At 72.7% G+C, this 19,404-nt stretch carries 19 protein-coding genes; 7 read left to right on the top strand and 12 right to left on the bottom strand.

Annotation, left to right across the window (positions count from 1 at the left end; translation table 11 throughout):
- Positions 1-43 precede the first annotated feature (43 nt).
- Positions 44-781, bottom strand: coding sequence for a GntR family transcriptional regulator (locus ACZ69I_RS24765; protein WP_470834677.1), 738 nt, complete (start codon positions 779-781; stop codon positions 44-46).
- 154 nt (positions 782-935) lie between these two features.
- Between ACZ69I_RS24765 and ACZ69I_RS24760 the strand changes: the two genes are divergently transcribed.
- Positions 936-1,958 (top strand): Gfo/Idh/MocA family protein, encoded by a 1,023-nt coding sequence (locus ACZ69I_RS24760; protein WP_470834633.1) that lies wholly within the window; start codon positions 936-938, stop codon positions 1,956-1,958.
- A gap of 102 nt (positions 1,959-2,060) precedes the next feature.
- On the opposite strand, the gene ACZ69I_RS24755 is transcribed toward ACZ69I_RS24760, so the two are convergent.
- The 4 genes from ACZ69I_RS24755 to ACZ69I_RS24740 form a co-directional block, all read right to left on the bottom strand.
- Positions 2,061-2,501 carry a PaaI family thioesterase gene (locus ACZ69I_RS24755; RefSeq protein WP_467678577.1) on the bottom strand — a complete coding sequence of 147 codons (441 nt, stop codon included), beginning with the start codon at positions 2,499-2,501 and terminating at the stop codon, positions 2,061-2,063.
- A gap of 10 nt (positions 2,502-2,511) precedes the next feature.
- Positions 2,512-3,714: a cytochrome P450 family protein gene (locus ACZ69I_RS24750; RefSeq protein ID WP_470834631.1), complete on the bottom strand. Its 1,203-nt coding sequence runs from the start codon at positions 3,712-3,714 to the stop codon at positions 2,512-2,514.
- Between the two features lie 81 nt (positions 3,715-3,795).
- Positions 3,796-4,467 (bottom strand): response regulator, encoded by a 672-nt coding sequence (locus ACZ69I_RS24745; RefSeq protein WP_467678573.1) that lies wholly within the window; start codon positions 4,465-4,467, stop codon positions 3,796-3,798.
- Entirely contained in the window at positions 4,464-5,735 is a 1,272-nt protein-coding gene (locus ACZ69I_RS24740) for a sensor histidine kinase (protein WP_470834629.1), read from the bottom strand. Before ACZ69I_RS24740 ends, ACZ69I_RS24745 begins: the two co-directional genes overlap by 4 nt.
- A 157-nt stretch (positions 5,736-5,892) precedes the next feature.
- Here ACZ69I_RS24740 and ACZ69I_RS24735 point away from each other — a divergent pair, with 157 nt between their 5' ends.
- A complete protein-coding gene (locus tag ACZ69I_RS24735; protein ID WP_467678569.1) occupies positions 5,893-6,099 on the top strand; it encodes a hypothetical protein in 207 nt (68 codons plus the stop codon).
- Between the two features lie 21 nt (positions 6,100-6,120).
- Here ACZ69I_RS24735 and ACZ69I_RS24730 read toward each other — a convergent pair whose 3' ends face one another.
- Positions 6,121-6,534, bottom strand: coding sequence for a guanyl-specific ribonuclease (locus tag ACZ69I_RS24730; RefSeq protein ID WP_467678567.1), 414 nt, complete (start codon positions 6,532-6,534; stop codon positions 6,121-6,123).
- A 260-nt stretch (positions 6,535-6,794) separates the two neighbouring features.
- Between ACZ69I_RS24730 and ACZ69I_RS24725 the strand changes: the two genes are divergently transcribed.
- Positions 6,795-7,535: an SDR family oxidoreductase gene (locus tag ACZ69I_RS24725; protein WP_470834627.1), complete on the top strand. Its 741-nt coding sequence runs from the start codon at positions 6,795-6,797 to the stop codon at positions 7,533-7,535.
- Between the two features lie 71 nt (positions 7,536-7,606).
- Here ACZ69I_RS24725 and alc read toward each other — a convergent pair whose 3' ends face one another.
- Positions 7,607-8,722 (bottom strand): allantoicase, encoded by a 1,116-nt coding sequence (alc, locus tag ACZ69I_RS24720; protein WP_467678563.1) that lies wholly within the window; start codon positions 8,720-8,722, stop codon positions 7,607-7,609.
- A 2-nt stretch (positions 8,723-8,724) separates the two neighbouring features.
- Positions 8,725-10,098, bottom strand: a complete 1,374-nt coding sequence (gene allB, locus ACZ69I_RS24715; RefSeq protein ID WP_470834626.1) for an allantoinase AllB — start codon at positions 10,096-10,098, stop codon at positions 8,725-8,727.
- A 360-nt stretch (positions 10,099-10,458) separates the two neighbouring features.
- Between allB and ACZ69I_RS24710 the strand changes: the two genes are divergently transcribed.
- Positions 10,459-11,274: an IclR family transcriptional regulator gene (locus ACZ69I_RS24710; RefSeq protein WP_467678559.1), complete on the top strand. Its 816-nt coding sequence runs from the start codon at positions 10,459-10,461 to the stop codon at positions 11,272-11,274.
- A 56-nt stretch (positions 11,275-11,330) separates the two neighbouring features.
- Here ACZ69I_RS24710 and ACZ69I_RS24705 read toward each other — a convergent pair whose 3' ends face one another.
- Positions 11,331-11,897 carry a universal stress protein gene (locus ACZ69I_RS24705; RefSeq protein ID WP_470834624.1) on the bottom strand — a complete coding sequence of 189 codons (567 nt, stop codon included), beginning with the start codon at positions 11,895-11,897 and terminating at the stop codon, positions 11,331-11,333.
- Between the two features lie 112 nt (positions 11,898-12,009).
- Between ACZ69I_RS24705 and yczR the strand changes: the two genes are divergently transcribed.
- The gene (yczR, locus tag ACZ69I_RS24700; RefSeq protein ID WP_470834622.1) at positions 12,010-13,497 is read left to right on the top strand and encodes a MocR-like transcription factor YczR; all 1,488 of its coding nucleotides are present in this window, start codon (positions 12,010-12,012) and stop codon (positions 13,495-13,497) included.
- A 23-nt stretch (positions 13,498-13,520) separates the two neighbouring features.
- On the opposite strand, the gene ACZ69I_RS24695 is transcribed toward yczR, so the two are convergent.
- The gene (locus ACZ69I_RS24695; protein ID WP_470834675.1) at positions 13,521-13,814 is read right to left on the bottom strand and encodes a DUF5955 family protein; all 294 of its coding nucleotides are present in this window, start codon (positions 13,812-13,814) and stop codon (positions 13,521-13,523) included.
- A 219-nt stretch (positions 13,815-14,033) separates the two neighbouring features.
- Here ACZ69I_RS24695 and ACZ69I_RS24690 point away from each other — a divergent pair, with 219 nt between their 5' ends.
- Both ACZ69I_RS24690 and aceB read left to right on the top strand, forming a co-directional pair.
- Positions 14,034-14,711, top strand: coding sequence for a nucleotidyltransferase family protein (locus ACZ69I_RS24690; RefSeq protein WP_467678552.1), 678 nt, complete (start codon positions 14,034-14,036; stop codon positions 14,709-14,711).
- Positions 14,712-14,936: 225 nt separating this feature from the next.
- On the top strand, positions 14,937-16,556 hold the full coding sequence (gene aceB, locus ACZ69I_RS24685; RefSeq protein ID WP_470834621.1) for a malate synthase A: 1,620 nt from the start codon (positions 14,937-14,939) through the stop codon (positions 16,554-16,556).
- Positions 16,557-16,618: 62 nt separating this feature from the next.
- Here aceB and ACZ69I_RS24680 read toward each other — a convergent pair whose 3' ends face one another.
- The gene (locus tag ACZ69I_RS24680; RefSeq protein ID WP_467678548.1) at positions 16,619-17,524 is read right to left on the bottom strand and encodes a HipA family kinase; all 906 of its coding nucleotides are present in this window, start codon (positions 17,522-17,524) and stop codon (positions 16,619-16,621) included.
- Positions 17,525-17,614: 90 nt separating this feature from the next.
- The gene (locus tag ACZ69I_RS24675) at positions 17,615-19,201 is read right to left on the bottom strand and encodes a M4 family metallopeptidase (protein ID WP_470834620.1); all 1,587 of its coding nucleotides are present in this window, start codon (positions 19,199-19,201) and stop codon (positions 17,615-17,617) included.
- Between the last annotated feature and the right edge of the window lie 203 nt (positions 19,202-19,404).

Raw genomic sequence — 19,404 nt, 5'->3', positions numbered from 1 at the left:
GGCTTTGTCAGAACATTCTGACGGCTGGCGCGGCGCCGGGTCGCTACGGCCGTACGAGGAGCTGGAACTCGAAGGAGTAGCGCGAGGCCCGGTAGACGTGCGCGCCGTACTCGACGGCCCGGCCCGTGTCGTCGAAGGTCGTGCGCCGCATCGTGAGCAGCGGCGCCCCGGCGGGCTCGGCGAGCAGTTCGCCCTCGTCGGCGGTGGCGGCGCGGGCGCCGACGGACTGGCGCGCGCTGTGCAGGGTGTGTCCCGCGGCGCGCATCAGGCGGTAGAGGCCGGTGGCCTCCAGGCGTGCGGTGTCGAGGTCGAGGAGTCCGGTGGGCAGGTGGTTGCGCAGGTGCGCCATGGGTTCGCCGTGGGCGAGCCGGAGCCGCTCGACGAGGTGCACGTCGTCGCCCTCGGCGACGCCGAGGGCCGCCGCGACCTCGGCGGAGGCGGCCTCGACGGTGTTGCGCAGGACGCGCGTCTGCGGGCGCTGGCCGGCGGCTTCCAGGTCGTCGAAGAGGCTGCTGAGCTCCAGGGGCCGCTTGACCTGGCTGTGCACGACCTGGGTGCCGACGCCGCGGCGGCGCACGAGCAGGCCCTTGTCGACGAGGGACTGGATCGCCTGGCGGACGGTGGGCCGGGAGAGCCCGAGCCGCCCGGCGAGCTCGATCTCGTTGCCGAGGAGACTGCCCGGGGTGAGGGCGCCGCGCTCGATCGCCGCCTCCAGCTGCTGGGCCAGCTGGAAGTAGAGCGGGACGGGGCTGCTGCGGTCGACGCCGAGCCGGAGGTCCACGGTGGGGTCCTGGACCGGCTTGTCCTGGGCTGCTTTGGCGACTGGTTTGGACACGGGGCGAGCGTAGTCCCAGGAGAGGATGACGGGAAGTTCTTAAGTTCTGTTGTCCGGACAAACCATTGACAGCGCGGGCGGGCGTCGCGAGGGTGGGGCCATGCGCATCGGACTGATCGGAACCGGCCGGATCGGCACCTTTCACTCGGCGGCCCTGCTCCGCCATCCGGCGGTGACGTCCCTCGTGGTCGCCGACGTGGACGCCGCGAGAGCGGCCGACCTCGCGGCGCGGACGGGCGCGACGGCCGTGCCCTCGGTCGACGCGGTCTTCGCCGCAGGGGCGGACGCCGTGGTGATCACGGCGGCGACCTCGGCGCACGCCGCGCTCATCGGCAGGGCGGCGCGGGCCGGGCTCCCGGTGTTCTGCGAGAAGCCCATCGCCCTCGACCTGCCGGGCACGCTGGCCGCGCTCGCCGAGGTCGAGGCGGCGGGCACCGTGCTGCAGCTCGGTTTCCAGCGGCGCTTCGACGCGGGGTACGCGGCGGCGCGCGAGGCGGTGCGCTCGGGCCGCCTCGGACGGCTTCACACGGTACGGGCGATCACCTCGGACCCGGCGCCGCCGCCCGCCGCGTACCTGCCGCTCTCCGGCGGTCTCTACCGGGACTGCCTGGTCCACGACTTCGACATCCTGCGGTGGGTCACGGGACGCGAGGTGGCGGTGGTCTACGCGACCGGTTCCGACAGGGGTCCCGCGATGTTCCGCGAGGCCGGTGACGTCGACACGGCGGCCGCCGTCCTCACCCTGGACGACGGCACGCTGGTCACGGCGACCGCGACCCGCACCAACGGCGCGGGCTACGACGTCCGCATGGAACTGTCCGGGGAACGCGACCAGTTGGCGGTCGGCATGGACGAGCGCACGCCCCTCACCTCGGCGGAACCGGCGGGCCCGCCCGCCCCCGTCAAGCCCTGGCCCGGCTTCCTGGAGCGCTTCGCCCCCGCGTACGAGGCGGAGCTCGCCGCCTTCGTCGACGTCGTGCGCGGAGAGCGGGCGAATCCCTGCGACGGCCGCGAGGCGCTGCACGCGCTGCGGATCGCGGAGGCCTGCGAACTGTCGCGGCGGGAGCGGCGGCCGGTGCGGATGTCCGAGATCCCGCGGGACCCGGAGGGCTACGAGGGCTGAGCGCCCGCAGGGGACGGGAGGCCCGGAGGCTGGCAGGTCGGGAGGCCGGGAGGGCTGGGAGGTCGGGAGGGCTGGGAGGCCGGGAGGGCCAAGGACGAGCTCTCAGCCCGTGGAGAGCACCGTGCCCTGCGCGATCGCGCACAGCGTCTCCGCACCCTCGTCGCCCACCGCGGACAGCTCGCAGCGGACCACCGCCTGGCGGCGGCCCGAGTGGACGACGACGGCGCGGGCGGCCAGTCTGACGCCCGTCGCGGGACGTACGTACTGGATGGAGAAGCCCGAGGTCAGCACGGCGGGCCCGAGGGTCGTACCGGCCGCGAACGTGATGCTGTTGTCCGCGGCGTACGCGAGCACGCCGCCGTGCACGAAGCCGTTCTGCTGGTGGAGTTCCTCGCGGACGTCGATCTCCAGCGTGGCCGCCCCCTCGCCGAACCGCGTGAGGCGGGCCCGCACCAGAGCGCTGAACGGCTGGGCGTCCAGGACCTTCTGGGCCCTGGCGAGGTCGAGGGGGTCGGTCGGCTGCGCGGGCGGTGGTTCGCTCATGACCGAACTACTACCACCGGACGGGAAGTCGGCGCACCCCCCTGATCAGCGTCCCCGGCAGCCACTCGCCCGGCGGCCCGTCCGGGGCGAGGCCGGGGCAGCGGGACAGGAGCGAGCCGAGCGCGATCCGCGCCTCCAGCCGGGCCAGCGGCGCGCCCAGGCAGTGGTGCAGGCCGTGCCCGAAGGCGACGTGGCCGCGCGGGGCGCGGCGGATGTCGAAGCGGTCCGGGTCGGGGAAGCGGGCGGGGTCCCGGTCGGCCGCGGCGAGGGAGATCCGGACGACGGAGCCGCGCGGGACGACGAGGCCGCCCAGCTCCGTGTCCTCGGTGGCGAAGCGGTACGTGGCGCCCTCCACCGGGCCCTCGAAGCGGAGGCCTTCCTCGATCGCGCCGTCGAGGAGGCTCATGTCGGCGCGCAGCGCGGCCAGTTGGCCGGGGTGGGTGAAGAGGGCGTGCACGGTGTTGGAGATCAGGTTGACCGTCGTCTCGTGCCCGGCGATCAGCAGCACGAAGGCCATGGCGCGCAGCTCGGCGGGCGAGAGGCGGTCGCCGTCCTCGTCGCCGGTGGCGCGGATCAGGGCGCTCAGGAGGTCGTCGCCGGGCGCCGAGCGCTTGTCCTCGACCAGGTCGGCGAGGTAGCCGGCCAGGGCCACGAAGGCGGCGCGCTCCTCCTCCTGGTTCGGCGAGGCCACCACGCCGTTCGACATGCGGCGGAAGGCCTCGCGGTCGATGTCGGGGACGCCGAGCAGCTCGCAGATGACCGTGATCGGCAGCGGGAAGGCGAGGACTTCGAGCAGGTCGCCGCGGCGGTCGCGCGCCGTGGCGCCCTCGGTGAGCATCGCGTCGAGGAGGCCGTCGGTGATGTCCTGGATGCGGGGGCGCAGGGCCTCGACCCGGCGGGCGGTGAACTCGCGGGAGATGAGCCCCCGCAGGCGCGTGTGGTGGGGGGGGTCGGCGATCAGCAGGTGCGTGCCGATCAGCTCCTCCTCGTGGAAGGCGAAGCCGGCCGCCGCCGACGAACTGGCGAAGCGGGGGTCGGTCAGCGCGGCCCTGCACTCCTCGTACCCGACGACCAGGTAGGCGTCGCCCATGTCCTCCGGGGGTGGCAGGCGCACGCGGTGGACGGGCCCGAGGGCGCGCAGTTCCGCGTAGACGGAGTGCGGGTCCTGTCTGAACCGCGGGCCGTACGTCGCCAGGTCGATCGTGTCCGCCATGCAGGTCTCCTCCAGAGGCTCAGGTGGTCAACGCGCCGGGCGAGGCGTTCTGTTCCCCTCACCCGCCTCGTTCCCGCACTCTCAGCCGTCCTGGTCGAGAAGTCCCGCGTCGTGCGCCAACAGGGCGATCTGGACGCGGTTGTTGAGGTCCAGTTTCGTCAGGATCCGGGAGACGTGCGCCTTGACCGTGGCGACGCTCAGGAACAGCTCCGCCGCGATGTCCGCGTTGGATCCGCCGCGGCCGACCGCGACGGCCACCTCGCGCTCGCGCTCCCCCAGCGAGTCGAGGCGCTCCAGCGCCCGCCGCCTGCGGTCCAGTTGGGGGTCCACGCCGGTCACCCGCGTGATCAGCTGCTGGGTCACCGTCGGCGAGAGCACCGGCTCCCCGGCGGCCACCGCGCGCACCGCCGCGACGATCTCGGCCGGTGCCGTGTCCTTGAGGACGAACCCCGCCGCGCCCGCGCGCAGGGCGCGCAGGACCTGCTCGTCGGCGTGGAAGGTGGTGAGGACGATGACCTCGGGGGCGCCCGGTCGCCTGCGCAGCGCCTCCGTCGCGGCGAGGCCGTCCATCGTGGGCATGCGGATGTCCATCAGGACGACGTCGGGGCGCACTTCACCGACCAGCGCGGCGACCTCGGTGCCGTCGCCCGCCTCGCCGACGATCTCGATGTCGGCCGCGCCGCCGAGCATGAAGGAGAGTCCGGCGCGCACCAGCGGATCGTCGTCGACGAGCAGCAGCTTGATCGGTTTCATGGCGCCCACGGTAGCCAGGCCTCCAGGTGGAATCCGCCGTCGGGGCCCGGCGCGTGGTCCAGCCGGCCGCCCGCGAGCGAGGCGCGTTCGGCGAGTCCGATCAGGCCCTGTCCGGAGCCGGGCACGTGGGGCACCTCGCCGGGCGGTGCGGGGTTGCGCACGGACAGGGTCAGGCCCTCGTCGGGCGTGCCCGTGACGGTCACCGTCACCTCGGCGCCGGGGGCGTGCTTACGGGCGTTGGTCAGGCCCTCCTGCGCGATGCGGTAGGCGGTGCGGCCGAGGGCGGCGGGGACGGCGGCGGGGTCGGGGACGCGGTTGTCGAGGACGACCTTCATGCCCGCCTCGCGGGACTCGGCGGCCAGGGTGTCCAGGGCGGCGAGCGTGGGCTGCGGGCGGCCCGAGGCGTCCGCGTCGCCGCCGCGCAGGACGCCGATCACCTGGCGCAGGTCCTGCAGGGCCTCGTGGGCGCTCTCCCGGATGACGCCGGCCGCCCTGGCGATCTCCGCGCGGGGTGCGTCGGGGCGGAATTCGAGGGCGCCCGCGTGCACGCTGAGCAGGGTGAGGCGGTGCGCGAGCACGTCGTGCATCTCGCGGGCGATGTCCTCGCGGGCGAGCCGCTGGGCCTGTTCGGCGCGGAGCGCGGCCTCGTTCTCCGCGCGGACGGCGCGGTCCCGCAGGCTGATGAGGAGTTCGCGCCGGGAGCGTACGAACATGCCCCAGCCGATGACCGCCGCGCTCAGCACGACGCCGAAGCCGATGGCGACCCCGTACGGCATGTCCGCGTCGGGCCGCAGCCGGAAGACGAGGGGAACGGTGGCGATCGAGGCGCCGCCGACCCACGCGACGTACCGGAACGGCCGGTGCACGGCGAGGGTGAAGAGCGCCACCGCCGAGGCGCCGCCCGCCGTGTCGGAGATCAGCGAGACCGGCACCATCGCGAGGGCGAGGCCGAGCGGCCAGCGCCTGCGCAGCCAGACCGCGGCGCAGGCGAGCGCGCCGACCACCTGGTCGAGCTCGGCGGCTCCCTCGGAGACGTGCGGGTTGGCGCCGACCGCGTCGGCGGCGAGCATTCCGATCAGGACGGCGGCCAGGAAGCAGCCGAAGTCGGTGACCCAGTCGCGTGCGGTCCGCCGTGATCTGCGCCCCGCGCGGCCCGGGTCGAACTCCCGGGCGACGGCGGAGGGCAGCGCCCACGGGCTCGCGGCCAGGGGCGTGCGACCGGGTTCGGGCCCCGGCCCGGCCCTTCGCGTGGGGTCAGTGCCGCTCATGGTCGACAAATCTACGCACCGGTGGCCGCGCGCGGCCCGCTCCGCGCGTGATCGTCTACCAAAGTCGCGCAGGTCATCGACTTTCGGACCGCTGACAGGGGAGATCCTCGCCCCGCGGCGGATGTCCGCGCGAAGGGTGCGGGACGACGATCTCCCCATGAAGCAGCTACTGGAGTTTCTCGGCGTGTTCCTGCTGTTCCAGGGCGCGGTCGGGCTGGTCAACCAGCTCACCGGCGGACTGCGCGGCTGGGGCCTCGTGCAGCGCCTCGGCTTCCTCGACGGCCACGAGATCTACGCGAGCGTGGCCCTGACCGTACTGGCCTTCGCGCTGTTCGCCGTGGTGGGGAGCCGGGGCAGGCACTGAGAGCCTGTGCCCCACGAGGGGTCAGCAGCCGTGGTCGACCCGGTCGAACGAGGCGTAGTGGTCGGCGGTGTAGTAGTCCTCCTGGCTCTGCTCGCCGGTGACGATGCGGCGGGCACCGCGGTCGTCCGAGCCCGGCGTGATGACCGTGTACTCGTGGTAGTAGCCGGAGCTCTGCCGCGGCAGCTCGTTCTCGCGGTTCTGGAAGACCGTGCCGTCCTGCGGGAACGGGTAGGGGCCGCCCGCCTTGATCAGGTCGAAGGTGTCGTGTGCCTGGGAGGGCAGCGCGGAGTAGCAGATCTTGCCGACGGCGGTGACGGAGTGCGCGACCGGGGCGACCGGCGCGGCGCTCGCGGTGGCGGCGACGGGGCCGCCGACGAGGAGGGCGGCGGCGAGGGCGGTGGCGCCGAGGAACCGGCTTCGTGGGGGGATTCGCATGGGTCCAGTGTGACGCGCGTAGAGGTTGGCGTGTCAACGTCAAGTCTGTGAAGTTTTCCGGGAGTTCACCCGCACCGCCGACCGTCCCTCTCAGGCCGTGCCCGATCAGGGAGTCGTGGGGCGCGGCCCGGAACGGGATGGAGAGCCGTGTCCGATTGCCGCCAGCCGATGTCCGCCTCGACGACTTTCATTGAACCCGCAAGCACTTCTCGCCCGGAGCGGCGCGGAACCATCGATACACATGCGGAAGAGGTACGGACATGTCTTCTCTCAACGGCAGGACCGCCCTGGTCACCGGCGGCAGCCGCGGCATGGGCGCGGCGATCGCGCTGCGCCTGGCCGAGGAGGGCGCGGACGTGGCGATCACCTACGTCCACAGCGAGGACGCGGCCCGCGAGATCGTCGCGAAGATCGAGTCCATAGGGCGGCGCGGCATCGCGCTGAAGGCCGACGCGGCGCACGCCGGGGACGCGGCCGGGGCCGTGGACCGGGCGTGCGACGACCTGGGCGGCCTGGACATCCTGGTGAACAACGCGGGCATCGGGGTCCTCGGCCCGGTGGGCGATCTGACGCTCGCCGATATCGACCGGGTCCTCGCCGTCAACGTCCGCGGGGTGTTCCTCGCCTCGCAGACCGCGGCCGCCCGGCTCCGTGACGGTGGCCGGATCATCACCATCGGCAGCTGCATCGCCCAGCGCGTCCCCGGTCCAGGCGGCACGTTGTACGCGACCAGCAAAGCCGCGCTGATCGGCCTCAACAAGGCGCTGGCCCGGGAGTTGGGCGGCCGCGGGATCACCGCGAACCTGGTGCAGCCGGGCCCGATCGCCACCGACATGAACCCGGCGGACGGCCCCTTCGCCGACGGCCAGAGCGCCATGACCGCCCTCGGCCGCTTCGGCTCCGCCGACGAGGTGGCGTCCCTGGTCGGCTATCTCGCCGGGGCCGACGCGGCGTACGTCACCGGCACCGAGCTGTCGGTGGACGGCGGTCACGCCGCCTGAGACGCCTGGGCATGGGTGTGGGGCGCACCGGGGCTGTCCACCCGGTGCGCCCCACGTTCAAGGGGGGCGGATCAGCCGCCCAGCTCCTGGTGACGGGCGGCCAGCTTGGCCGCGCCGTGCTCGGTGAGCGAACCGAACAGGCGCAGACGGGAGATGCCGCCGTCCGGGAAGATGTCGACGCGTACGTGCGTGCCGACGACCGGCGCGTCGAGGACGAAGCGGTGGTTGGTGTCGGGCTGCAGGCGGGTGCGGGGCAGCGCCTCGGTCCACTCGCCCGACTCGCCGTCGCGCACCGAAAGGGCGGCCCAGCCGGCCGAGTTGCCCTTGAGGTAGGCGGTGTCGATCTCGACGACGCGGATCTCGGACTGCTGGACCAGCCGGTAGCGGATCCAGTCGTTGCCGTTGTCGCGGCGCCTGCGGGTCTCCCAGCCGTCGTCCATCTTGCGGGAGCGGCCCGGCTGGATGGTGTTGGTGGCCGGGGAGTAGAAGCGGTCGGAGGCGTCCTCGACCTGGCCGCCGTTCTCCAGGGCGACGACGTCGAACGAGCCGAGCGCCTCCAGCCACTTGGGGTCGGCGACGACCTCGCCGTACACCCGCAGGCGGGCGATGCCGCCGTCGGGGTGCTGGTTGACGCGCAGGTGCGTGAAGCGCTGCTCGACGTCGACGGCGAAACCGTTGGCGGCGTGGCCGCCGACCGGCGTGCGCGGCACGAGGGTCGTCCACTTCACGTCGTCGCCGCGGAGCTCCTCGGGCGTCGGCGAACCGTCGACGCTGGTGCCCTCCACGGAGACGGCCTGCGGGTAGTTGCCGCGGAAGTGGGCGGTGTCGATGACGATGCCGCGCACGACGCCCGGGGCACCGAGCCGGACGAGCGCCCAGTCGTGGTCGTCCGCGGTGGGCCAGGGGTGCTCGCCGGAGACGCCGCGCCGACGACGGGTCTCCCAGCCGTCCATGACCTTGCCCTTGTGCCCGAAGTGCTCGGGGTCGAACACGGCGGGGTGCGCGAGCAGCAGGTTCTCGCGCATCGCGAAGAACTCGTCGTTGGCGGCGATCACACCGGCGCCGAGCTGCCGGTCGGCGAGGTTGGCGTACTGGGTGAAGGGGAAGTCGGCCGTGCGGTAGTCGGCGTAGGGCTCGCCGCCGCCGTAGGGGCTGGCGTCGCCGGTGAAGTGAGGTATCGCCGTCACGTTCAGTTGTTCCTTTCCAGAAGTCGGCCTGCGGGTTCGCTGAACTCGCCGCCGTGCAGGATGCGTTCGCCGCGCAGCCAGGTGGACTTCACGACGCCGCTGAGCGTCTTGCCCGCGTACGCCGTGACCCGGTTCCGGTGCTGCAGCGCCGCGGGGTCCACGGTGAAGGTCTCGTCGGGCGCGAGGACCGCGAAGTCGGCGTCGCGGCCGGCCTCGATGGCGCCCTTCCGGTCGAGTCCGACCAGTTCCGCGGTGCGTGCGGACATCCACCGCACCACGTCGTCGAGGCTGTGGCCGCGCTTGCGGGCCTCGGTCCAGGTCGCGGGGAGGCTGAGCTGGAGCCCGGAGATGCCGCCCCACGCGGTCGCGAAGTCGTCGGTCTTGAGGTCCGCGGTGGACGGCGAGTGGTCCGTCACGATGCAGTCGATGGTGCCGTCGGCGAGCGCGTCCCAGAGCAGGTCCTGGTTGGCGGCCTCGCGGATGGGCGGGCAGCACTTGAACTCGCTGGCGCCGTCGGGGACTTCCTCGGCGGTCAGGGTCAGGTAGTGCGGGCACGTCTCGACGGTCAGCTCGACGCCTTCGCGCTTGGCGGCGGCGATGAGCGGGAGCGCGTCGGAGGAGGACAGGTGCAGGACGTGGACCCGCGCGCCGATCCGCTTGGCGAGGGCGACGAGCCCCTCGATCGCGGTGTCCTCCGAGATGCGGGGCCGGGTCTCCAGGTAGTCCGCGTACTTGGGCCCGCTCCTGTGCGGGGCGGCGTCCAGCTCGTGGGCGTCCTCGGCGTGCACGATGAGGAGCCCGCCGAACCCGGCGATCTCGGCCATGGAGGAGGCGAGCTCGTCCTGGTTCAGCGAGGGGAACTCGTCGACGCCCGAGGGCGAGAGGAAGCACTTGAAGCCGTAGACACCGGCGTCGTGCAGCGGCTTGAGGTCGGCCACGTTGTCGGGCAGCGCGCCGCCCCAGAACCCCACGTCGACATGGGCCTTGGCGCGGGCGACCTCCTGCTTGGTGCGCAGGTTGTCCACCGTCGTCGTGGGCGGCAGGGAGTTGAGGGGCATGTCGACCAGGGTGGTGATGCCACCGGCGGCCGCGGCGCGGGTGGCGGTCCAGAAGCCCTCCCACTCGGTGCGGCCCGGGTCGTTCACGTGGACGTGCGTGTCGACCAGGCCGGGCAGCAGGGCGTCGTCACCGAGGTCCTCCAGGCGCGCGCCGTCCGGCACTTCGGCGTCGTACGGGGCGACCGCCACGATCCGGCCGCCGGAGACGGCGACCGACGCGGCCCGAGTCCCCTGCGGAGTGACGACGCGGGTCGAGCGGAGCACCAGCTCCACCCCAGCGCCCGCCGTCGCGTCCACGTCCACGTCCTGTCCGGACACCCGCGTCCCCTCTCTTCTGTTCCGCTACACAGACCTTTTGCTTCCGCTTAACGGAATTCAACGTTCTGTTGAAGGAGTTTTCACGCTTGTGCCCACGGCGTCAAGGGTGGGCTTCGGCACCTCGCCGCCGGGACACCCCGATTCCGCCCCGCACTGGACGTTTCCACAAAGTGGAATTAGAATTCCGCCTACCAGAACGTGGCTACGCACAACGCGAGCGTCGAGGGGCGCCGGGACAACCCTGCGAAGACGCGGACAAAGGCCCCCTGACCGGCGACGACGGCAGGCCGGGCAACAGCGCTCGGGAAGAACCGACCGGTAGGCTGCTTCCTTGCCCGCCAGCACCGAAAGGAACGCGCCGTGCCGACGTCAAGCGCCAGCGACGCCCCTGCTGAACTCGCCGCCACCAAGACCCCCGCCGCGAGCGGCGGCGTCCAGTCCCTCGAGCGCGCCTTCGATCTGCTCGAGCGGATGGCGGACGCGGGGGGCGAGGTCGGTCTCAGCGAACTCTCCGCCAGCAGCGGCCTGCCGCTCCCCACCATCCACCGCCTCATGCGCACCCTCGTCGCCTGCGGGTACGTACGCCAGCAGACCAACCGCCGCTACTCCCTCGGCCCCCGCCTGATCCGCCTCGGCGAATCCGCGTCGCGCCTGCTCGGCACGTGGGCCCGGCCCTACCTCGCCCGGCTCGTCGAGGAGACCGGCGAGACGGCGAACATGGCCCTGCTGGACGGCGACGAGATCGTGTACGTCGCGCAGGTGCCGTCCAAGCACTCCATGCGGATGTTCACCGAGGTCGGCCGGCGGGTCCTGCCGCACTCCACGGGAGTCGGCAAGGCGCTGCTCGCCCACACGTCGCCCGACGAGGTACGGGCGCTGCTCGCCCGCACCGGGATGCCGGCCGCCACCGAGAAGACGATCACCACGCCCGAGGGCTTCCTCGCGGCCCTGGAGGACGTCCGCCGCACCGGGTACGCGGTCGACGACAACGAACAGGAGATCGGCGTCCGGTGCCTGGCCGTGCCGGTCCCCGACTCCCCCACGGCCGCGGCGATCTCCATCTCGGGCCCCGCGGGCCGGGTCACCGAGGCGGCCACGGACAAGATCGTGCCGGTGCTGCAGCAGGTGGCGGTGGAACTGTCCGCGGCGCTGGCCAGCGCGGGGTCCGGCTCCTGAGCCCCTGCTCTCCCCGGGCCTGCTCCCTCGGGCCTGCTCTCGGCTGAGCCCTGCCTTCAGCGACTCACCAGGGCGAAGTCCTGCGGGGTCATCCTCCGCAGGGTCCGGCGGAACCCGCGCGGCTTGCGGGGGGCCGGGACCGTGAGGACCGCGCAGGGCGCGTGGGCGCGGAGGTAGCGGTGGGTGCCGGTCGTGCCGTGCCGGGCCGGACGCGTGCCGAGGACCAGGAGGTCGTCCGGTTCCGTGGCGAGGCCGCACAGGGCGGGACCCGGACGGGACCTGATCACCCGGCGCTCGACCACGACGCCGGGCGGCGTGCCGCCGAAGGCCTCGTCGAAGGCGCGGTCGAGGCGGGCCCGCGCCTCCGTCCACCAATGCCTCGCCCACTCCGGATCGGGACGGCGCAGATACCGCCCCTCCCCCTCCGGCGGCTCCCAGGCCAGCACCGCGACCAGCACCCGGCCCCCGCGCCGGGCCTGCTCCGCGCCCGCCCGCAGCGCAGCGAGGCTCGCGAGCGACCCGCTGACCCCGACCACGACGCGCCCCGCGCGCCGCTCCTCCCCCGAGCCGCTTCCCGACCCGGCCTCTGCTCCGGTCCCCGCTCCCGCTCCGTGCCGCGCCATCAGTGGTACCCCTTCCCAGGCCAAAGCAGCCTTCCGGCTCGTCCGAAGATCTCCGAGCGGGAGTCTGTACGCTGATTGGCCTGGAAGGCAGGGCCAATCAGCGGGAGTTGGCATGGAAGACAGACGCGTGGTCCACCCCGTGGACAGGGTGGACCGGAGGCTCGGCAGCCGTCAGCTCGCCGTACTCCTGACCGGCACCTGCGGCGAGCGCCCCGGCTACCGCGCCCTCGCGCACGGCGTACGCGCCCTCCTGCTCGACGGCCGCATCCCGCTGCACACCCGGCTGCCCGCCGAGCGCGAGCTCGCCTCGGCCCTGGCCGTCAGCCGCGCCACCGTCACGGCGGCGTACGACGTGCTGCGCGAGGGCGGCTACGCGCGCAGCCGCCGCGGCGCGGGCACCTGGACCGAGCTGCCGCAGGGGCGCCGGCCGTCCAGCGTGGCGGCGTTCCCCGCGGGCGACGACGTCCTGGACCTGGCGGTGGCGGCGCCCGGCGCACCGGAGGCGGAGCTCGCGGCGGCACTGGCCTCGGCGGGCGCGCTGCTGGCCCGGCACGCGCCGACGCCGGGCTACCACCCGTACGGGATACCGGAGTTGCGGGCCGCCGTCGCCGACCGCTTCACCCGGCGCGGGCTGCCCACGCTGCCTGACCAGATCCTCATCACCACCGGCGCCCAGCACGCGGTGTCCCTGATCCTGTCCCTCCTCGGCAGGCAGGGCGACCGGGTCCTCGTCGAGAACCCGTCGTACCCGAACGCCCTCGACGCGATCCGCGACGCGCAGCTGCGCGCGGTGCCGGTCCCGGTCACGGAGGACGGCTGGGACAGCGATCTCGTCGAGTCGTCGCTGCGGCAGGCGGCGCCCCGCATCGCGTACCTCGTGCCGGACTTCCAGAATCCGACGGGCGGGCTGATGCCGCGCGAGCAGCGGCTGCGCATCCTGGAGACGGCCCGCGCCACGGGCACCTGGCTCCTGATCGACGAGACCATCGCGGACATCGCCCTCGACGTGCCGCAGCCCGCCCCGTTCGCCTCGCTGGCACCGCACGGGATGGGCGAACGGGTGCTCACCGTAGGGTCGTTGAGCAAGACGCACTGGGGCGGACTGCGGATCGGCTGGGTGCGGGCCGGGTCGGGGCTGATCACCGAACTGGCGACGAAGCGCGTGGCGAGCGACATGGCCACCCCCGTCATCGAGCAGCTGGTGGCGCTCCAGTTGCTGCGCGGGATGGACGACGTGCTGCGCGAGCGGCTGCCCCGGCTGCGGGCGCAGCGGGACGCCCTCGCCGCGTCGCTCGCGCGGCATCTGCCGGAGTGGCGCTGGCAGGTGCCGCCGGGCGGGCTCTCCCTCTGGGTGGACCTGGGCCGGCCGGTCGCGTCGTCACTGGCCCGCGCGGCGCTCGCGCACGGCGTACGGATCGAGGGCGGTTCGCGCTTCGGCGCGGACCCGGGGACGCACGAGCACCGGCTGCGCATTCCGTACACGCTGTCGCCGGAGCGCTCGGAGCAGGCCGTGCTGCGTCTCGCGGCCGCGCTCTCCGGCGACCTGCGGACCACGGGCACCCAGGGGACGGACGCGAACCGCCGCCACTGGGTGGCCTGAACCGGGCTCTCGGAGAGAGGCTCTCAGCCCTGCCCGGGCTCCCCGAACATCTCGATCGCGCCCCGCACCCCCGCGAGACCCGCGGCGAGGGCGCTGACCGAGCCGATCGCGCCCGCCACGAGCAGCAGGGACCGGCGCATCCTGGGGATCTCGGGGGCGCCGCCGTACGCCATCTCGGCGAGCGCGGCCAGTTCGTCCTCGGCTATCCCGCGGTCCGTGAACTCCGCCGGGTGCGCGGCGAGTTCACGGCGCAGCCGGGCCACGGCGGCGCGCAGTTCCGCCGCCCGCGGGTCCTCGTCGCCGCCGCTCACTCGCATCTGCTCCACACTCGGCAACACCGTTCTCCCCCTCGCGCACGTTCTCGTGCCTGTCGTGCTTGTCGTGCTGGTTCCGGTGGTCCTCGCGGTGCTGGTCGGGCACGTGAGGACCGCGGGTCAGTAAACCTTCCCCGATAGTGATGCGCCACTTTGCGAAGGCTGTGAGGGACGTGACCACTGCCACGCACGCGCGGACCCCGTGGGGTGTATCCAGGAGGCATGACGACTGAAGCGACGAACGCGCGGGCCGACGGGGTGGGGGAGGTCGTCGGGCTGCTGCTCGCCGCGGGGGGCGGGCGGCGCCTCGGCGGGCGCCCGAAGGCCCTCCTGGAGCACCGGGGCCGCCCGCTGGTGGAGCACGCCGTACGGGTGCTGCGCGAGGCCGGGTGCGCGCGGGTGCACGTGGTCCTCGGGGCGGCCGCCGACGCCGTGCGCGCACGGGCCTCGCTGCCCGGCTGCGTACTGATCGACAACCCGGAGTGGGAGGAGGGGATGGGCTCCTCGCTCCGGGCGGGCCTCGACTCGCTGCGGGGCACCGGCGCGGCCGCCGCGCTGGTCTCGCTCGTCGACCAGCCGGGGATCGGCGCCGCGGCCACCGCCCGCGTGCGCGCCGCGTACCGCTCGCCCTCGACACTCGCGGCGGCCGCGTACGACGGGCGCCGGGGCCATCCGGTCCTGTTCGGGTCCGCCCACTGGGCGGGGATCGGGGCGGCTGCCGTGGGCGACCGCGGGGCACGCGACTACGTGCGGGAGCACGCGAGTGAGATCTCTCTCGTCGAGTGCGGGGACGTGGCGCAGGCGTACGACATCGACACGGCCGAGGATCTCCATCGGCTGGAGCCCGCGCCCGGAACGACGGCCTCCGGGACGCCCGGCGCCCCGGCCCACCTGGAGTGACCGGCGTGGCACTCAGCGACACGTTCTGTCGACGAGAAGAATCTCGACATCAACAAACCATTGAACTTCCACCATGAGGAAACTAGTATCCACTGACCAGAAGGCCCGTTACCTCGGACGGGGCCCTCAGCCGTACCTCGGCTCCTGTGGCACCCAGTGCCACCGTGTCTGCCCGGCGGCTCGGCGGGCACCGTCCGTGCAGCTCTCTGAAGGAAGTGACAGCTCATGTCCGCACTAGCGCCGTCGCCGCTGGCCATCGTCGACGCAGAGCCCCTGCCCCGGCAGGAAGAGGTGCTCACCGACGCGGCCCTCGCCTTTGTGGCCGAGCTGCACCGGCTGTTCACGCCCCGGCGTGACGAGCTCCTCGTCCGCCGCGGTGAGCGCCGTGCCGAGATCGCCCGCACCTCCACCCTGGACTTCCTCCCGGAGACCGCCGCGATCCGCGAGGACGACTCCTGGAAGGTCGCGCCGGCCCCGGCCGCGCTGAACGACCGCCGCGTGGAGATCACGGGCCCGACCGACCGCAAGATGACCATCAACGCCCTGAACTCGGGCGCCAAGGTCTGGCTCGCCGACTTCGAGGACGCGTCCGCCCCCACGTGGGAGAACGTGATCCTCGGCCAGCTCAACCTCACCGACGCCTACGAGCGCCGCATCGACTTCACGGACGAGCGCAGCGGCAAGTCGTACGCCCTCAAGGGCGCCGACGAGCTCGCCACGGTCGTCATGCGGCCGCGCGGCTGGCACCTGGACGAGCGGCACCTCCAGGTCGACGGCAAGCCGGTGCCCGGCGCGCTCGTCGACTTCGGTCTGTACTTCTTCCACAACGCCAAGCGCCTCATCGAGCTCGGCAAGGGCCCGTACTTCTACCTCCCGAAGACGGAGTCGTACCTGGAGGCCCGCCTCTGGAACGACATCTTCGTCTTCGCGCAGGACTACGTCGGCATCCCGCAGGGCACCGTCCGCGCGACCGTCCTGATCGAGACGATCACCGCCGCGTACCAGATGGAGGAGATCCTCTACGAGCTGCGCGACCACGCCTCCGGGCTGAACGCCGGCCGCTGGGACTACCTCTTCTCCATCGTCAAGAACTTCCGTGACGGCGGCTCGAAGTTCGTCCTGCCGGACCGCAACCTGGTGACGATGACCGCCCCGTTCATGCGGGCGTACACCGAACTCCTCGTCCGCACCTGCCACAAGCGCGGCGCGCACGCGATCGGCGGCATGGCCGCGTTCATCCCGTCCCGCAAGGACGCGGAGGTCAACAAGGTCGCGTTCGAGAAGGTCCAGAACGACAAGGACCGCGAGGCGGGCGACGGCTTCGACGGCTCCTGGGTCGCGCACCCGGACCTGGTCCCGATCGCGATGAAGTCCTTCGACGCCGTCCTCGGCGACAAGCCGAACCAGAAGGACCGCCTGCGCGAGGACGTGAACGTCGCCCCCGGCGACCTGATCGCCATCGACTCCCTCGACGCGAAGCCCACCTACGACGGCCTGGTCAACGCCGTCCAGGTCGGCATCCGTTACATCGAGGCCTGGCTGCGGGGCCTCGGCGCCGTCGCCATCTTCAACCTCATGGAGGACGCGGCCACCGCCGAGATCTCGCGCTCGCAGATCTGGCAGTGGATCAACGCGGGCGTCGTCTTCGAGAACGGCAGGACCGCCACCGCCGACCTCGCCCGCGAGGTCGCCGCCGCCGAACTGGCCGCCATCCGCGCCGAGATCGGCGAGGAGGCCTTCGCGGCCGGCAAGTGGCAGCAGGCCCACGACCTCCTCCTCCAGGTCTCCCTGGACGCGGACTACGCGGACTTCCTGACCCTCCCCGCGTACGAGCGGCTGCGCTGATCCGAGCAGGCAGCGCAGGACGAAGCCCCCGGCACCGCACAGCGCCGGGGGCTTCGGCGTGCTCAGCCGACGTGCCGCGACCAGTCCTGCTCCGCGGGGGGCTTGCCGTGCAGGTCGGGGACCCGCTTCAGCCAGGCGGGCCGGCCCTTCTCGGTGGCCTCGGCACGACGCGCGTCGGCGGCCGCCAGCTCACCCCTGCTGGGGAAGTCGGTCGGCAGCCACGCGGCGGAGGAGCGGGCGCGGGCCAGCAGATGGCCGACGTACGCCTCGCGCACCTCGTCAGGCGAGGTGAAACCGGGCTCGTCGGCCAGCCAGGCGTCCGGCACGAGAGCGACGATCTCGCGGAGCACCGACTCCGTGACGAGCGGCGCCAGTTCGGCGTCGGCCGCCACCGTGTCCGGCCCGTACACCCCGAGGGCGTGGTGGCGGAAGTCGTACGTCTTCTCGGGCGCGGAGGCACCCCAGCGGTGGTGGAAGACCAGCGCGGCCCCGTGATCGATGAGCCACAGCTTCGGCGGCCGGACGCCGAAGGTGGGCCAGACCATCAGGTTCGAGCTGTGCACCGTGCGGTCGACGTTGGCCGTGAGGGCGTCGAGCCAGACGACCTTGCCGGCCTCCAGCGGGCCGACGTCGACGGCGTCCGGGGTGAAGTCCTTCGCCCCCGGCAGCAGATCCATGCCGAGGTTGAGACCGGCGCTGGCGCGCAGCAGGTCCTGGACCTCCTGGTGCGGTTCGTCGGCGGCGACGGCCGGATCGAAGTGCACGAGGACCAGCTCGGGGAAGCGCAGCCCGAGACGGCGCGCCAGTTCCCCGACGACGATCTCGGCGACGAGCGCCTTGCGCCCCTGGGCGGACCCGGTGAACTTCACGACATACGTACCGAGGTCGTCGGCCTCGACGACACCGGGGACGGAGCCGCCGGTGCGCAGGGGCTCGACGTAGCGGGTTGCGGTGACCTCTCTCAGCATGAACTCCGGCCATCCCCTTCTTCAGCCCTGCCGTCCACGGTCGATCTTAGGCTCGCCGGCCACGGGGTGCTGCCGGGTGGTCCTCGGGCGTCAGCCCTTGACGTTGACGGCGGTCCAGGCGGCCTTCACCGCCGCGACCTCGGCGCTGTTCGCGCCGTGGAGGTCGGAGGCGGCCCGCACCGTGCCCGTACGGGCGTCCTTGTAGTCGGTCGTGGAGGTGAAATAGGCGCTGAGCGCCTTGTACCAGATCTTGACGGCCTTCTCCCGCCCTATGCCCCTGAGCGTGGAGCCGTCCTTGGTGGCGCTTTCGTGCCGTACGCCGTTGATGGTCTTGCTCCCGCTGCCCTCGGCGAGCAGGTAGAAGAAGTGGTTGGCCACTCCGGAGGAGTAGTGGGGGTCCTTGGTCTTGGTGGTGGCGTCCCAGAAGTCCTGGGAGTGCCCGTCGCGGCTGGGGGTGTCCTGGTAACGGAGCGGCTTGCCGTCGCCGCGGGAGTTGGCCTTCTCTGCCAGGAAGTAGTCGCCGGGGTCGGCAGGGTTGGCGGCGTTGAACTCGACCGCGGTGCCGAAGATGTCCGAGGTGGCCTCGTTCAGGCCGCCCGACTCGTCCGCGTACACCAGACGGGCGGTGGCGGCGGTGACGCCGTGGGAGAACTCGTGCCCGGCGATGTCGAGTTCGGTCCAGGGGTTGTTGCCCGCGGCGCCGTCTCCGTACTGGATGGAGTAGGTGTCGTCGTCGTAGTAGGCGTTGTCCAGCTTGTCGCCGTAATGGACGTACGAGGTCGGGGCCGAGCCGTCGTCGCGGATGCCGTCGCGCCCGAGGACGTTCTTGTAGAAGTCGTGGGTCTGGGCGAAGCCGTGGGCGGCGTCGACCGCGGCGGTCTGGCGGTTGGCCGGGGTGCCGTCTCCCCAGATGTCGTCGGCATCGGTGAAGAGGGTGCCGTCGGTCTTCTCGGTGTTGCGCGCGTCGATGACCCGGTGGTTGCCGCGCGACGTGTCGATGAGCCGGTAGCCGGTGCCCGCACGCGTGGTGGCGAGGTCGACCTTGCCGCTGTACTGGCTGGTGTCGTCGGCGATGTTGTCGATCGCCTGGTACTCGTGGAGCGTTGCCCCGGTGGTCGCGTCCGTGATGACGTGGAGGCGGCTCGGTATGCCGCCCTTCTGGGTGCCGTCGACCACGGTCTCGTAGGCGAGGACGGGGGTGCCGTCGGCGGCCCAGACGACCTTGCGCGGCTCCTGGCCTGCGCCGTCGGTGGTCGGCCGGTCCACGTGAGCGGCGGCAGCCGCCTTCACCGCGGCCTTGTCGGCGGCGGTCGGCGTCACCCTCGCGGACAGCGAGCCGACGCGTATGGGCCGGGCGGAGGCGCGGGTGACGCTCTTGATCGTGCCGTTGCCGTCGCGGTGGACGATGAGATCGCCGCCGAGCACGGGGAGTCCGGCGTAGGTGCGGTCGTAGCGGGTGTGCGTCGTGCCGTCCGCGTCCTTGACGACGTCGCGGACGATCAGCTTCTCCTTGCCGTCGAGGCCGAGCGCGGCGGCTGTGCCGGCAGGGGAGGCGGCCGACGGCGAGGCCGAGGGGACGGTGTCGGCGGAGGCAACTCCCGTGGCCGTCAGCAGGGTCGCCGCGACGGCGGCGGCAACGGAGACAGCGGTGGTGCGCCGCGATATGGAGGAAGACACAGAGTTCTCCTGTGTGGAGGGGAATGTTTGATGGCGTCAAAAGCGCCTGCATTCGGGCCGGTTCGCCCGAGCAATGGCGAACATAGCCGGATGCGCATCGCCATGTCACCCCTCTCCCGCCGGAATTCATGGGGGCAGCGGTAAAAGTGACGGGCATTCTTCACGCGCACGCAATGGACCGCAATAAAGAACTGGAGGTGCAT

It is taken from the genome of Streptomyces sp. NPDC036815 (assembly GCF_055609205.1).
The sequence above is the reverse complement of the archived record's forward strand: the minus strand, read 5'-3'. Positions and strand labels throughout refer to the sequence as shown.

Coding starts and splice junctions, on each gene's coding strand:
- ACZ69I_RS24760 (WP_470834633.1), top strand. CDS start 936: ATGCGCATCGGACTGATCGGAACCGGCCGGATCGGCACCTTTCACTCG.
- ACZ69I_RS24755 (WP_467678577.1), bottom strand. CDS start 2,501: ATGAGCGAACCACCGCCCGCGCAGCCGACCGACCCCCTCGACCTCGCC.
- ACZ69I_RS24750 (WP_470834631.1), bottom strand. CDS start 3,714: ATGGCGGACACGATCGACCTGGCGACGTACGGCCCGCGGTTCAGACAG.
- ACZ69I_RS24745 (WP_467678573.1), bottom strand. CDS start 4,467: ATGAAACCGATCAAGCTGCTGCTCGTCGACGACGATCCGCTGGTGCGC.
- ACZ69I_RS24740 (WP_470834629.1), bottom strand. CDS start 5,735: ATGAGCGGCACTGACCCCACGCGAAGGGCCGGGCCGGGGCCCGAACCC.
- ACZ69I_RS24735 (WP_467678569.1), top strand. CDS start 5,893: ATGAAGCAGCTACTGGAGTTTCTCGGCGTGTTCCTGCTGTTCCAGGGC.
- ACZ69I_RS24730 (WP_467678567.1), bottom strand. CDS start 6,534: ATGCGAATCCCCCCACGAAGCCGGTTCCTCGGCGCCACCGCCCTCGCC.
- ACZ69I_RS24725 (WP_470834627.1), top strand. CDS start 6,795: ATGTCTTCTCTCAACGGCAGGACCGCCCTGGTCACCGGCGGCAGCCGC.
- ACZ69I_RS24705 (WP_470834624.1), bottom strand. CDS start 11,897: ATGGCGCGGCACGGAGCGGGAGCGGGGACCGGAGCAGAGGCCGGGTCG.
- yczR (WP_470834622.1), top strand. CDS start 12,010: ATGGAAGACAGACGCGTGGTCCACCCCGTGGACAGGGTGGACCGGAGG.
- ACZ69I_RS24695 (WP_470834675.1), bottom strand. CDS start 13,814: ATGCGAGTGAGCGGCGGCGACGAGGACCCGCGGGCGGCGGAACTGCGC.
- ACZ69I_RS24690 (WP_467678552.1), top strand. CDS start 14,034: ATGACGACTGAAGCGACGAACGCGCGGGCCGACGGGGTGGGGGAGGTC.
- aceB (WP_470834621.1), top strand. CDS start 14,937: ATGTCCGCACTAGCGCCGTCGCCGCTGGCCATCGTCGACGCAGAGCCC.
- ACZ69I_RS24680 (WP_467678548.1), bottom strand. CDS start 17,524: ATGCTGAGAGAGGTCACCGCAACCCGCTACGTCGAGCCCCTGCGCACC.